This window comes from Mesorhizobium sp. WSM4806, from assembly GCF_055811635.1.
This window is the reverse complement of the sequence record NZ_JBVVQZ010000025.1, coordinates 1-12,193: the sequence shown is the minus strand read 5'-3', so window position 1 is coordinate 12,193 and position 12,193 is coordinate 1. Positions and strand designations below refer to the sequence as shown.

The 12,193-nt window shown below is 60.9% G+C and carries 10 protein-coding genes and 2 pseudogenes; 4 read left to right on the top strand and 8 right to left on the bottom strand.

The window, feature by feature from the left end; translation table 11 throughout:
- The first annotated feature begins 204 nt into the window (after nucleotides 1-204).
- Together AC0L2M_RS30015 and AC0L2M_RS30010 are read left to right on the top strand one after the other, a co-directional pair.
- The gene (locus AC0L2M_RS30015; RefSeq protein WP_473492074.1) at nucleotides 205-882 is read left to right on the top strand and encodes an OmpW/AlkL family protein; all 678 of its coding nucleotides are present in this window, start codon (nucleotides 205-207) and stop codon (nucleotides 880-882) included.
- A gap of 533 nt (nucleotides 883-1,415) precedes the next feature.
- Nucleotides 1,416-3,755 carry a S9 family peptidase gene (locus tag AC0L2M_RS30010; protein ID WP_473536672.1) on the top strand — a complete coding sequence of 780 codons (2,340 nt, stop codon included), beginning with the start codon at nucleotides 1,416-1,418 and terminating at the stop codon, nucleotides 3,753-3,755.
- A 956-nt stretch (nucleotides 3,756-4,711) separates the two neighbouring features.
- Here AC0L2M_RS30010 and AC0L2M_RS30005 read toward each other — a convergent pair.
- The 4 genes and pseudogenes from AC0L2M_RS30005 to AC0L2M_RS29990 all read right to left on the bottom strand — a co-directional run bounded on the left by AC0L2M_RS30005 (nucleotide 4,712) and on the right by AC0L2M_RS29990 (nucleotide 7,278).
- Complete coding sequence (locus AC0L2M_RS30005) at nucleotides 4,712-4,960, bottom strand: hypothetical protein (RefSeq protein WP_473536671.1); 249 nt, start codon at nucleotides 4,958-4,960, stop codon at nucleotides 4,712-4,714.
- A gap of 280 nt (nucleotides 4,961-5,240) precedes the next feature.
- A complete protein-coding gene (locus AC0L2M_RS30000; protein WP_473536670.1) occupies nucleotides 5,241-5,786 on the bottom strand; it encodes a hypothetical protein in 546 nt (181 codons plus the stop codon).
- A 417-nt stretch (nucleotides 5,787-6,203) separates the two neighbouring features.
- Nucleotides 6,204-6,464 (bottom strand): hypothetical protein, encoded by a 261-nt coding sequence (locus tag AC0L2M_RS29995; RefSeq protein ID WP_473536669.1) that lies wholly within the window; start codon nucleotides 6,462-6,464, stop codon nucleotides 6,204-6,206.
- A 32-nt stretch (nucleotides 6,465-6,496) separates the two neighbouring features.
- Nucleotides 6,497-7,278 (bottom strand): annotated as a pseudogene (locus tag AC0L2M_RS29990) (DUF2958 domain-containing protein).
- On the opposite strand from AC0L2M_RS29990, the gene AC0L2M_RS29985 reads away from it, so the two are divergent.
- Nucleotides 7,265-7,417, top strand: coding sequence for a hypothetical protein (locus AC0L2M_RS29985; RefSeq protein ID WP_473536668.1), 153 nt, complete (start codon nucleotides 7,265-7,267; stop codon nucleotides 7,415-7,417). The pseudogene AC0L2M_RS29990 and the gene AC0L2M_RS29985 sit on opposite strands and share 14 nt — an antisense overlap.
- A 52-nt stretch (nucleotides 7,418-7,469) precedes the next feature.
- Here AC0L2M_RS29985 and AC0L2M_RS29980 read toward each other — a convergent pair.
- Nucleotides 7,470-8,431, bottom strand: a pseudogene (locus AC0L2M_RS29980) (ArdC family protein).
- A 1,145-nt stretch (nucleotides 8,432-9,576) separates the two neighbouring features.
- Nucleotides 9,577-10,545: an omptin family outer membrane protease gene (locus tag AC0L2M_RS29975; protein ID WP_473536667.1), complete on the bottom strand. Its 969-nt coding sequence runs from the start codon at nucleotides 10,543-10,545 to the stop codon at nucleotides 9,577-9,579.
- A gap of 149 nt (nucleotides 10,546-10,694) precedes the next feature.
- Here AC0L2M_RS29975 and AC0L2M_RS29970 point away from each other — a divergent pair, with 149 nt between their 5' ends.
- A complete protein-coding gene (locus tag AC0L2M_RS29970; RefSeq protein WP_473536666.1) occupies nucleotides 10,695-10,862 on the top strand; it encodes a hypothetical protein in 168 nt (55 codons plus the stop codon).
- A 26-nt stretch (nucleotides 10,863-10,888) separates the two neighbouring features.
- Here AC0L2M_RS29970 and AC0L2M_RS29965 read toward each other — a convergent pair whose 3' ends face one another.
- On the bottom strand, nucleotides 10,889-11,344 hold the full coding sequence (locus AC0L2M_RS29965; RefSeq protein ID WP_473536665.1) for a GNAT family N-acetyltransferase: 456 nt from the start codon (nucleotides 11,342-11,344) through the stop codon (nucleotides 10,889-10,891).
- 365 nt (nucleotides 11,345-11,709) lie between these two features.
- Nucleotides 11,710-11,979: a S1 domain-containing protein gene (locus AC0L2M_RS29960; RefSeq protein ID WP_473536664.1), complete on the bottom strand. Its 270-nt coding sequence runs from the start codon at nucleotides 11,977-11,979 to the stop codon at nucleotides 11,710-11,712.
- Nucleotides 11,980-12,193: the final 214 nt, after the last annotated feature.

Genomic DNA, 12,193 nt, shown 5'->3' with positions numbered 1-12,193 from the left:
GCGATCGGCTCGCACGCCGATAGCGTTCATTGGCGACCGGCAGGTCAACAAGGGCGAACTTCGACGAAGTGAGTACAGGCCTAACAATGCGCGCAGAATTCGCAAATAATTCGCGCCAGTATTCTGTTGATAGCAATCAACACAGCAGGACTATTCAAAGTGAAGTCTAACGAGCAAGGAAACAACATTATGGCAACAAAGCGAATGAACGTGTTGCGGGGACTCACAGCGGCCGTCGTCCTGTTGCTGGTAGGACAGCAGGCGGCCGCGGCAGACCTTGCAGAACCGTGCGACCCGGATGAGGGTGCCTTGTTCAGGGAATGGCCAAGCCCTTGGCAGATCCGCCTGCGCGCGTTGGGGGTTATCACTGAGGATTCGGGCTACGTTAACGCGGTGCCCGGCTCCGGTCTTTCCTATTCGAACACCGTAACGCCGGAACTCGATATTTCGTATTTCTTCACGGACAATGTCGCAGCCGAGCTTATCCTCGGCACCACCTATGCCAACATCACAGGCCAAGGCTCGATCGGCGGGCTGGGGAATATCGGCAAGGTTTGGCTGCTGCCGCCCACGCTGACATTGCAGTACCACTTTACCGATTTCGGCGCCTTCAAGCCCTATGTCGGCGCCGGCGTGAATTATACGATCTTCTATCATCAGCAAGCCGGCAGCGCCGATGATCTCAAGGTCAAGAACACGTTCGGCACCGCGCTGCAGGTCGGGTTCGACTACATGGTCGACCAGCACTGGGGCGTCAACTTCGACGTGAAGAAGCTTTTCCTGAAGCCAGACTTCGACGTCACCGTGGCCGGCACGAAGCAGACGGGGAAGGCGGAGCTCGACCCCTGGCTGATTGGCGCAGGCGTCACGTACCATTTCTGACGCCGGCGAAGTCGGCTTACGCGCAGCCCGAGTCGAAGGGCGCCTCGTGCGCCCTTTGCCGTCGGCCCGACGGCCACTTTTGTCAACCCGACATACACCAAGGTCAATGTGACTTGGGGTTGTCCGAGCTGTCGGATGTGCGACGTTAATGTCGTTCACCCGACACAGCCAGTCCGATCGATTGCCATGATCTAAAAGGATCTCCTTTGGCGCGACGCTTTGTGCCGGGCCCAATTCCGGCCCTTCCAGGTGCAGAAAAAGGAAGGGAGTGTGATTGCAAGCGTCATTGGGCTTTGAATTTTCCATCATTGTGGACATGGAAAATACCCTGCTGGCTCGGATGCCAACTCTTCAGTCTGGTTCACCCGGCCAGTTCCTGGATATCGGCGTAGGGCGCACGGATCATGTTGACTGCCGTCTCGGCCGCACCCGCGTGCCGACTCCTTCGAGCAACGTTCAACACTGCTGCACACCGGCGATGAAAAGCCAGATCCAACAATGTGTCTTCCGAAAACCGAAAGAGGTGAACAGATATGGTCAAGATCGGCGCTTTGGTGCTTGCGTTATTAATTCAAGGGGCATCGGGATCGGCAACCGCTCAGGCGCTGGCCAACGGTTCGAACGGTGCACATCCACCGCTAGTGCTGAGCGATTGGGAGCGGGCACTGACGATTAACCGTCGCTATCGCGGGCTCACCGTAAATGTCCCCGAGGGGGCGTTCTGGCTGACTGGAGCCAACACGTTCGTATACCGCCGGACTACCCATGGCGAGCAGCAGTTCATGCGGGTCGATGCTGCCACGGGTTTGAAACGGGCCGCCTTCGACCATGCCCGTCTGGCGGCGGCGCTAAATGAAGCGAGCCATAAGAGCTATCAGGCCGGCGATCTTCCCTTCGAGCGTTTCAAACTGACCGATGATGGTCGCAGGTTCGACTTCCTGATTGAGCAGGTCCGGTGGAGCTGCGACGTTGCAAGCTATGTTTGCACCAGCACAAAATTGGATGTGGACGCGCCGGACTTTCAGCTCCGCCACGACTACACCCCCCCGGCTAAGAATAACCCCGACCAGAGGAGCGTCTCGCCCGACGGGAAGTGGATCGTCTATATAAAGAACTACAATGTTTTCCTGCGCAGCAAGGACGGATTGCAGAATTTTGCGCTGAGCCGGGATGGATCAGAGGGCAATTACTACGTCTTTTCGACACTGAGCTGGTCGCCGGACTCGCGCCATCTCGCGGCCTACCGCGTTCGCCCCGGCTACAAGCGGGAGGTCCCCTACCTCAATTCGTCGACGGACCGGTTGCAGCGCGAATATTCGACAATGGTCTATCCCAAGCCGGGCGATGTCCTTCCGCTACCCCAGCCGGTCCTGTTCGACATTGCTGGCCGTCGCCAGGTCGTGATCGACGACGCCCTGTTCTCCAACCCCTTCGAACTTTCCCCTCCCCGATGGTGGGCGGACGGTCGCGGCTTTACTTTCGAATATAACCAGCGCGGGCATCAGCTCTATCGGCTGGTCGAGGTAGACGCCGCCACGGCCCGTGCGCGCTCGATCATCGACGAGACCAGCAAGACATTTGTTGATTACCAGCGTCTGGTGATGGATCAGGAGGATACCGGGAAAATCTTTCGCTACGATGTCGACGACGGGAAGGAGATCATCTGGGCATCCGAGCGCGACGGGCACGAGCACCTGTACCTGTTCGACGGCCAGACGGGCGCGCTCAAGAACCAGATCACCAGCGGTGAGTGGGTGGTCCGCGCGGTCAACCATGTCGATCCGGTCAAGCGCCAGATCTGGTTCGAGGCGAGCGGGAGGAACCCGGGGGAGGACCCCTATTTCGTCCATGCGTACCGCATCGGCTTCGACGGTGAGGGGCTGACTGAGCTCACGCCCGAGCCGGCCAACCACCATGTCGAGTTCTCTCCCGACGGCCGCTACTATGTCGATCTCTGGTCACGCATCGATCTGCCGCCCCGCATGATGCTCTACCGCGCCAGCGACGATGTCAAACTGATGCAGGTGGAGACCGCCGACATGTCCGAGCTCGTCGCCGCAGGCTGGCAGCCGCCACTCAGCTTCCACGCCAAGGGGCGCGACGGCAAGACTGATATCTGGGGCGTAATCCACCTGCCCGCCAATTTCGATCCGAAGAAGAAGTACCCGGTGGTGGAGAAAATCTATGCCGGGCCCCACGGCTCCTTCGTCCCGAAATCCTTCTCAAGGCGGACAGAGCCGCTCACGCAGCTGGGCTTCGTCGTTGTGCAGATCGATGGCATGGGTACCAACAACCGCTCGCGCGCCTTTCATGACGTTGCCTGGAAAAATCTGAAGGACGCAGGCTTTCCCGATCGCATCCTATGGCACAAGGCGGCCGCCGCGAGGTATCCGTGGTACGATATCTCCAATGTCGGCATTTTCGGCGGGTCCGCAGGCGGCCAGAACGCGGTGGGCGCGCTGCTCTTCCATCCCGAATTCTATAAGGTCGCGGTCGCCAACAGCGGCTGCTACGACAACCGGATATACAGGATCTGGTGGAGCGAACAGTGGATGGGGTGGCCAGTCGGCATTGAATATTCCCAATCCTCCGCCATCGATAATGCTTACAGGCTGCGGGGCAAGCTGATGATCGTCGTGGGCGAAATGGACCGCAATGTCGACCCGTCCTCCTCGCTGCAGCTTGCCGACCGACTCATCAAGGCGGGAAAAGAGTTCGACATGTTCTATGTGCCTGGTGCCGATCACGGCGCGCCAAGCATCTACACTGAGCGCAAAATCCTGGATTTCTTCGTTCGCAACATTCTCGATCAGACCCCACCCGACTGGAACGCTAAACGAACCGAGCTGCAAAAAAGCAAATCGTCACGATGATGGCTTCGGCAGCTTCTGCCTATAGCAATCCTCGCGCCCGTTTTGTTGGCTGTGATCGAGGCCGCGAGCGAGCGGAGAACCGCTCGGACGAGGGCCTGCGCCGATTCCTGCGCAACGGGCCTTAGCGAGACGGAAACGGGAACGATTCCGACGCTCGACGGCCGCAAAGCGGGAATTGAGGACATGGGCGCCCCCGTCTCTGCCTGCCTCTTCGATGACGGCACGCTTCTATCTTGCATGTTTCGTTCTGCCTCCGCTCGCCAATCGCGGCTTTCCCCGGAAGCGGGACGGAAGCGGGGCGGGCGGCGAGTTGCGACCGGAAGGGCCGCCGTCCAGGCGGACCGCATCCGAAGGACCGGAACGAAGAGAAGGACCCGAAGCGAGAGCGAAGGGTTGCGGTTCGACTTAGAGCCTCGTGGTTGGCGATGATATCTTTCACCCTTGGGCCGAGCGGGACGCTCCGGCCGACCTTGGGGATGGCTCGTATCTCTTGAATCATCTTTTCAGCGAGTCAGAATGTGGATGCGTCTTCGGTCAGTCCGCTGGCCGGCGGTCAGCGCATCATTTCGGTGACTAACCTCGACGACGCGACGAGGCGGGCCGCCGGACGCACATCACCTCAAGTCGGCGACCCACACGCGACGGATGGCCAAAACCCAACTTCGCCCTGATCCGGAATGCTTGCCGCCAGGGCCTTGGCGATCTGCCGAGCCCTAGATGACCGGCACGAGTATAGGCGAGCCCTTGCGTATCGGGGGCGCTCGGCTTCATGCTCTCAGCCGAGCCGAACCCTACCGCGGCGCAAATACTCGGTAGTCGGCCCTGAACAACGGATAAGGCGTTGATATTGTTGGTATTTGCGAATCCGGGAAGACCAGTGGAAGCATCCGATTTCGCCGTTTTCGGCTGGAGTGCTTGCAGGCACCAGGCAAGCCAAAGCGCGAGAACCGTGAGGATCAGGCGCAGATTTTGGCCGCGACGGGCAGCGCATTGATCGCACCGCCAGCATGACCGAGGAGAGCGTACCGTCGATCGACTGCTCGCAAACAGGGCTCGCACTGGTGATCGCCCATTCGTCCCGATTGAACAACCGGCGGATTTTTCAGCTCTTCCTTGTTCTTTTGTAGGTCCCGGGCGAGCACCTCCAGACGCTGCTGATAACGACGAACGTTGCCGCGAATGGCCGCTATCGCGTTGTCCCGCAAGACCGCTTAGGAGACAGGCCGCGCGATCGGTTGACACGATGCCCAAGCGGCGTCGCGGATATCGGGCTTGTGCAGGTTCAGACACCGTCGACCAGGGGCGGACGTGGCGATATCCGCGTTGCGCCTCGGCAAGCATCCCGGCGCGGCGCAGGGCTGGCGAAGGCGATGAGTTGGCGTCGCGATTCCGGGCGGCGGCACTCGAATTGCCTCCGCCTGGCTTGGCTGGTTCATTCGGCCATTCAGCGGCTGAACTCTGGCCCATTGATCGGAAGCCGCGTCTTCACCTTCTCGAAACACTGCCGTGGGCGACATGCTTGCCGCCGATATCGGCGAGTATCAGATTGGCAATTTCCTTGTCGCGCAACAGGTCGAAGAGGGCGTCGTCGGCTTGCCAGCAAGCGGCCATATCGACATTCAGGTGATTGCCAAGCGCCTGGATGACGGCGCTGCCGGCTTCGACCGTCTCGGCCATGACGATGGCGAGAACGCGCAGGACGTCGTCGTCGGACAGCGTCAACAGCCGGGCGAAGACGCGCGCTGTGGCAAAGGCATCGCCGTTGCCGCCGGCGACCGCGCCATCCTCCTCCGGTTGCCCCAGCAGCGCCAAAACCTCGCGCCGCCTTCGCAGAATACGGCTTCGGCCTTTGCAGGCTGCGAGGCTTGCCGCCACCGCTTCATTGGCGGTGCGCTGCGGCTCGCGGCGAACCTGCCACAGGCCCGAACCTGTGATGGGATGCGCCACCATCAGGCGCAGCGCGACACCCGGACGGTCGAGCATGGCCGCGCGCACCGCGGCATGGCAATGCAGATCGACATAGTTCTGCATCGGCCCGGTGAGTTCCGGTCGCGACGGCTTTGGGGGGGTTCTTCGTGCTCGCCGCCCTCGCCTTGCGCGCGGGCACGGCGGGCATCCTTGCGCGACAGCCAGCCCTCGTGGCACTCGACCGCGCCGCGATGCGAGACTGATATGAAGACCTTGCCGCCCTTCTTCCTCGGCGTCTTTTCGTGGTCGCAAGACTGGAAAAACTGCCCCGGTTCCAGCACGGCCACGTCGGCCAGCCGGCTTCCAGATGAGCGTCGCGCTTGGCAGCGATCGCCTCGTTCTGCTTTTGCCAGAACAGGTCGGCGTCGGCGAAATAGCTGTCCTGGCTGAACAGGTCGCAGACGATCAGGCCCGGATAATCCTGGACGACAAACAGCGCCACCTCTGAGGAAATCGACTGGCCGCCGAACAGCCATTGTTTCAACTGCGCGGCGCGTATTGCTCCGGATCGGCATAAAACGCCAGCCAATCCTTCTGCTGCGCCTTGGAGGCCATGGTCAGATTGCGCGCCGTCTCGGCGTCGATTTCCTCGCGCCGATAGGTCTCGCGGACTTTCGGCAAGAGGTCGTCGAGCGCCAGAATGCGTTTGACCAAAAGCTCGGTGATGCCGAAAGTGGCGGCGATGTCGGCAACGCTGCGGCCCTCCTTGATCAGCCGCGAAAACGTCTCCCGCTGCGACACCTCGTCGGGATCGAGCCGGGCGAAGTTTTCGATCAGCAGACCTCGAGCGCATCGGCGTCGTCGCCATCTTCCATGACGGCGCAAGGCAAGGCATTGCCCTCGCCGCGCTCGTCGGCGAGCGACTTCGCGGAGAAATAGTGGCGCCAGCCGGCGGCGATCTCGAAGCTTCCGGCGTGCCGTTGTGCCGCACCAGAAGCGGCACCAGGACGCCGCGCGCGCGGACAGACGGCAGAACGTCCGACACGCCGGGCGCGCTGGAATGGCGCATGTTGAGCGTGGAGAGGTTGAGCCGGTCGAGGGGAATGTGGGCAAGCTGCTGGTTTGTCTCCTTTCGTTCGGGGGTGGAATTGTCCCCGCCGCAAGGGCCGAAGGCCGGCGCGGCGGGGGCGGTTTTGCGCCTTATCGGCGCTCTTGCTCCGCCGTGTTCGGCGGAAGCTTGATGGGCGTTGCCGAGCCTCTGCTGCCTGTCGCAGCAGCCGCTCGGCTTCGGTGATGTGGCCGGCGCTGCACGCCGCTTGGGCGTAAACGGAGAGCGGAAAGCGCGCCTTGAACCAGAGGTCGCGCTCGATGCCGAGGCCAAGCCGGGCCTTGGCGCTTGCAAGCTCGGCAAGGCTGACGCTGCCGAGCTCCGGGAGCCGAAGCCGAGGTCGCAAAGGACGAACATTGTGTCGCCGTCGGCGTCGAGTTCGGTGAGAAGCCAGGTTGCTGGCCCGGTCGGATCGAACGGTTTTACCACCGGGACATGGTCGGTCTCGAAGTCAGTTGCGCCATTGGCGAGCAGCTGGGCGCGCAGTTCGTCGGTGATCAAGATCATGGGAAAACTCCTCTCAAATCAGGTCAAGTTGATTTCTGGCGGCGTCATCGAACAGCCCGATATCGAGCGGCTTCTGCGCGGCGCGTGGGCCAAAAGGGCAAGGCGGTTGCGCGTGGTGACCGGCCGAACACGGGAATGAGCGTCTGCTCGCTTTGCGTTTCGGTCTGCAGGGTGTCGGGATCGCGCGCCGCTCATGCCGCGATCTCATCTTGTTGCGCGCCTTCGGTCTCGGCGTTAAAGCCAAGAAGAAAATCGGCGGCTTTGGAGGCAAGGCTGGCGGCGCGGAAGATGGCGCGATTTTCCTCGCGCAGCACCTTCAGCCATGCGCCGATATAGACGGCATGGCGCACGGTCGGCTCAATGCCGAGCGTCGAGCAGACAAAGGCTGCGGCGATTTCGGCAACCAATTCCTCGTGCGCATAGGTCTTGGAACCGAAGGCGCCGGAGAGGTCGCGCGCCAGCCGCGCCGGTGGCCGGTCCAGTGGCCAAGCTCGTGGAAACAGGTGCGGTAATAGTCGATTTGCTGAAAGAACGCCGGCTGCGGCGGCACCTGAATGGTGCCACTGCCCGGCATGTAGAAAGCGCGATCGCCGCCGATGCGGAAATCCGCGCCGCTTCCTCGAATAAGCGCCTCGGCCTGTGGGATGATCTCGCGTTCGGGCAGCGGTTCGGCGTTGCCGTAAAGGTGCTCGGGCAGGCCGTCGCACTGCGCGATGTTAAGGACGGTGAAGCGCTTCAAATAGGGCACGGCCTGCGGCTCGTCGCCGTCTGTCTTGGCGCGCTCCTTCTCGTTTTTGGGGACAAAGCGGTCGGCATGCACTATTGTTGTGCCGCGCTCGCCCTTCCTGACATTGCCGCCAAGAGCAAGCGCCTGCCGGAAGGTCAGCCAGTTCTGGCCGGGATAGCTGTGCTCGATGACGGCGCCCCACAGGATGAGGATGTTGATGCCGGAATAGCGGCGCCCGGTGGCGGCATTCCTCGGCAGACCGAGGTCGGCCTTTGCGCTGCCCCATGGCTTGACCCATGGCACGGTGCCGCGCTCCAGTTCGGCAATGATGCGGTCCGTGATCTCCTGATAAAGGCTGGCGCCCGGGCGCCCGCCCTTAGCCGCGCCAGCCTCTGCGCTGGCGCAACGCTTGTCGTTTGCACGCATTCCTTTCGTCCTCCGCTAACCACTCGCCGCGCCTTTCCCCGGAAGGGGGTGGGCGGCGAGACGCGACCGGAAAGGCCCGCCGTCGGAGGCGGACCGCATCCGAAGGACCGGAACGCAAGAGGAGGACCCGAAGCGAAGCGAAGGGTTGCGGGATGCCGCGGCGGGCCTAGAAGGGAGTGCCGCCACCCCGCGCAGCCGGGAAAGGCCAACGAACAACCGCGTCGGCCGACAGGCCGGCGACCGTCAGCAGCCGACAGGCTGCCCGCGCCAGGGGGCGAAGCCGGATGGCCGAGACCGCCTGAGCCTGCCGAAGAAAAAGCGGCTCGGTTCACGAGCACCCGGCACGCGCCGTCAGGCGCGCGGGCGCGTCAAGCTTAGGCCAAATTGGGTTCTTCCGCATATTTGGGGCAGGGACTACTTTTTTCGGGTGTCCCTTTGTCCGGTTGGGTCAAGCGGCTGCCAGAAGTAGCCTCCGGAGGAGTGGATAGGCGGCGCGCCAGTAATCTGGCGCTTGGTCGTCTTGAGGTGGTTGATCTCGCCTTCGACCGGGCTCGTGCTCCAGGACTGGTGATTGGCGCCCGGACAGCCTCAATGTCACGGCTGAGACCTGCCGCAAGGGTAGCCAGTTCGCTGTTCATGGCATCGTCTACCCATTGACCCAGGCCTGCATCGTCATCGCCACGTATCATCGCGGCAAAGCGGCGGGCCAGGCCAGCCGCGATTGAAAGTTCCGGAGCATGTTCATGCAGATGGTGGAGGAACCGCTCGGTCTTGCTCAGCCGACGTCGCGTGCTTCACGCTCGATCACATCGAAAGAATCGGGCCATTTCCTCGCTGCCGTGAATGTTCGGTGCGACGCGCTCTCAGTGGGCGGTGAACAACACGTCCGTTGGTGCCGATCGTCCGATAAAGTTGAACGCGGGTTCTGAGTGCGGCTCGACGTTGTCTGGAAGCCGACGATTGAGGGCTATCAGCTCACAGCTGTCGCAATGGGCCTATTCGATGGCCCAACCGGTTTGCATCTCTCTCCTAATACCAATCGGGGACAAGGACGATGCTGCGAGATCAGAGACGGTCAACCGCGGAACGACAGCTCGGCTGCGCCGTGCAGACATCGGTTTGGCGTTCCGGTCGAGTTCGTTCAATCAGAACGAGGTCTTGATGCCGACCATCACTGCCGCCGCGGCAAAATCGCCGCCGATCCGGTCGTCGTCGCCGTCCCTCTTTGCGCCGGTCGACATGTCATAGGTGTTGTAGTCGCCGCGAGCGGTGAACACCTTTTCGTAGGAACCGGAGACGAAGAAGCTGGTCCGCTCGTTGTACTGGTAGCCGACGCTGCCGCCGACCATCAGAACCGGCGCCGATTCGAAACCATCCTCGAAGCGCAGGTCACGCAGCCAGTGATGATCGGTATCGCCGGCCGAGAAGGTCATCCCGCCCTTCAGCGCAAAGCCGAAGTTCCAGCGATTCTGGACATAGGTCGCATCTATGCCGGCGAAGGCAACCGGCAATTTCTGCTGGTAGCTGATGACCTTTGCGCCTCCTGGGTAGTCGCCAACCGAATCCCGGAAGCCGGCATCGCTGGAGACGTAAGAGCCGCCATAGGCAGTCCACTTGACCGAGGTGTACTTGAAGCCACCGTTGACGTTGATCAGCAGTTGGTCGCTGACCTGGAAGTCGTGGCCGAGCGCGACGGTTGCCGAATAGAAGTGATCAAGATCGGTCTCGGAAAAGCGCGAACGGTCGCTCCAGTCGTTCCAGCCATCATTGGTCGAGAATCGCGGGTTCCAGTCATAGTCTTCCATGTAGCTGTCGCCGCTGAAGGCGATCTGACCGGAAAGCTTGGCGGTCCAGCCGGCTTCGCTGCGCGCCGTCATCTCGGCTGAAATGACCGGAGAGGTGCTTTCCCAGATAAGGTGGCTCCGCTTGGAGCCGCGGCCGGAAGCCTGATAGACTAGCTCGTTGGCCTCGATGTCGATGACGCCGACGCCGCCAACGAAAGAGAAATTGGGATTGTAGGGCGCCGGTTCGCCGACCACCGCGTCGCTGGCCATCGCCGGCCAGGCAGCGAGCAACGCTGCCGCTCCACCAAAGAATTTCGCATACAATTTCATGAAACTACCCTCATAGGAATGATCCGTTATTCGGCTATACGCTGCGTAACCGGGTGCACGTCAGGTGCGGTCGTCTATGCAGCGCCCCTGTAGGTTGGCAGATTGCCGCCCTCGGCTCGGTTCCTCAACACTCAAGGAACGCCGTTAGCGTGACCCGATTGACGGCGGTTTTTGCCGATGCGTTCCGGGCGGTCGGCGTGACGGGAACCTTGCACTATCTGAGGCACACATTTTCGATGACGATGCTGGTACGATTGCAGCGGCAGGCAGCGACCACGCCGGACCTCAATCCGCTGAGATCGTGCAGGTTGCTTTGAGCCAGTCCACAGCAGACACTCTGAGTCTAGATTATCCGACAGAGCCGAGGGCCGACTTCCTCGAACCCGTTCCGCAGATAGAAATCGAGCGTGCGCTTCCATTTTGGTTGCCCGGGCGCTCCAACCTCAAGTCGCTTCCAACCACGAGCACGGCTTTCCTGCGAGGCGACCTCAAGCAGATGAGGGGCAATCCCTTTGGAGCGCATGTCGGGTCGAACATACAGCTCCGAAATGTAGCCGAACTTGCCTCCTGCATAGATCGCCGTGCATTCATTCAGCACCATGATGCCGACCGGCTCGTCATCTGCACTTGCGATCACAGCGACCCCGCCAGCGTCGGCAAGCACCGTATCCGCGCTTTGTCTGACGACCTCGGGCGTGGGCGCTTTCCCGCCAGTGAGTTCATCGAGTAGCGCGTGAATGAAACGGGCGACCGTCTCTGCGTCCGTTGCGTTGGCGCTGCGAGTAGATATGGAAGGCATATTCTCTCCTGGTAGTGGTCAAAATTCCGATTCCTGCTGCCATCCGCGCAGGTCCGACTCACTTATAGATGTAATGTTTGGCTAATGAACAGCATTTTTCATTAAATTTATGTTAAAAAACTACAAAACAAATATTACAAACATGCAGGATTCCGGATGACTTGAGGTAAATTGCGCAGATAGGGGACCTTCTTACAGAAAAGCAAACCGTGTTACTTCATAACCGCACGGTGGCCTTGCCGATATAAGATGAAGTTGCAAGTCTGGAAAGAGCCTGGGACAAAAGATACAGCCTGAAATGCCCGTGCTGCCAGAACGCTCGGATTATCAATACAGTCGAGCAAAGAGGACACTTGACGCATAACCTAGGCGATGCACCCGCTAGACCGGTTCCGCGCCTTCCCGGCCGCCTCAAGTACCCGGATGTGCAGATAGGCCTCGATGCCCTCCGGCAATTTGACAAAGCCAAAACCCTTGCTGGTGTTGAACCAGATCACTTCGGCGTCGACAGGGTCCGCGGTTACGGTCGACGAACGCTGAAAGTAGCTTGACTCGGAAGGCTGTTCCGCAAAAGAAACCGCGTCATCGTCACGGCGATGCCGGCGTGGCTCACGATGGTCTTTATATTTGCCCATGATCGCCTCTACTTGCTGAACAACGCATTGCGCTCCCGGCAGAATAACCTCAATCGGGCGATGCGTTCATGTCAATTCACCAGTTGGCCGCTTACGCCCTATCGCTTCACGATCCGGCCGACCTGTTGCCACACGAGGTCGACGATGGCTGGTGCTATGCGACAGGTCGAGCTGCTGATCCGAACGCTTCCTTATATCGCACGGCAGAACCTTC

Bases quoted from the DNA above. Each gene is read 5' to 3' on its own strand.
- AC0L2M_RS30015 (WP_473492074.1), top strand. From the start codon at position 205: ATGAACGTGTTGCGGGGACTCACAGCGGCCGTCGTCCTGTTGCTGGTA.
- AC0L2M_RS29960 (WP_473536664.1), bottom strand. From the start codon at position 11,979: ATGGGCAAATATAAAGACCATCGTGAGCCACGCCGGCATCGCCGTGAC.
- AC0L2M_RS29975 (WP_473536667.1), bottom strand. From the start codon at position 10,545: ATGAAATTGTATGCGAAATTCTTTGGTGGAGCGGCAGCGTTGCTCGCT.
- AC0L2M_RS30010 (WP_473536672.1), top strand. From the start codon at position 1,416: ATGGTCAAGATCGGCGCTTTGGTGCTTGCGTTATTAATTCAAGGGGCA.
- AC0L2M_RS30000 (WP_473536670.1), bottom strand. From the start codon at position 5,786: ATGCAGAACTATGTCGATCTGCATTGCCATGCCGCGGTGCGCGCGGCC.
- AC0L2M_RS29965 (WP_473536665.1), bottom strand. From the start codon at position 11,344: ATGCCTTCCATATCTACTCGCAGCGCCAACGCAACGGACGCAGAGACG.